Source organism: Cellulomonas bogoriensis 69B4 = DSM 16987, from assembly GCF_000767165.1.
Classification (GTDB): domain Bacteria; phylum Actinomycetota; class Actinomycetes; order Actinomycetales; family Cellulomonadaceae; genus Actinotalea; species Actinotalea bogoriensis.
The window spans coordinates 1-571 of the sequence record NZ_AXCZ01000437.1 but is presented as its reverse complement, the minus strand read 5'-3'; the positions used below and the strand labels follow the sequence as shown (position 1 = coordinate 571).

The 571-nt window shown below is 76.2% G+C and carries 1 protein-coding gene and 1 pseudogene; both read right to left on the bottom strand.

Annotated features, from left to right (window positions below; genetic code table 11):
- A pseudogene (locus tag N869_RS15890) lies at positions 1-354 on the bottom strand (helix-turn-helix transcriptional regulator); the annotation flags it as partial.
- The coding region (locus tag N869_RS15885) for a WCX domain-containing protein (protein ID WP_035063332.1) at positions 347-571 on the bottom strand (225 nt) is incomplete at its 5' end. The pseudogene N869_RS15890 and the gene N869_RS15885, both read right to left, overlap by 8 nt.

Genomic DNA, 571 nt, shown 5'->3' with positions numbered 1-571 from the left:
CACCTCGCGCTCGTCGGCGCCGAGCGCGGGGCCCAGCGCCTCGTCCAGCGCCCGCAGCGCCGCGAGCAGGGTGACCGCCTCGCGGGTCCCCAACCGCAACGGCCCACCCAGGCCGCGGGTGCGCGTCAGGCGCAGCACGCCCGACTCCAGGGACGTGGCGTCGAAGTCGATCAGGTCGTCCGGCCAGTACCCCGGCGTGCCCGACACCCAGAGGGTGTCCACGTCACGCAGCACCTGCTCCGCGCTGACCCCGAAGTGCCGCGCGACCTCCTCCACCGTGACCCCGGGGTGACGGTCCAGGTACGCGACCAGGCCGAGCAGACGTGCCAGCCGCTCCGGTGTCCGTTCAGCCACGACCGCCCCCGATCCTCTCCCCCAGCTGCACGGCTGCCTCCAGGCGCGCGACCACGGCCTCGCGCAGCCGCGGCGGGCTGAGGACCACCACCGCGTCGGCGTACCGGGCCACCTCGTCGGCGAGCTCGCCGGTCCTGGCGTAGGGCACCCGGACGACGTCGAACCCCGGCGGGCAGCTCACGTCGCCGGGCTCGGGCGGGCCGGTCGTGGCGTCCAG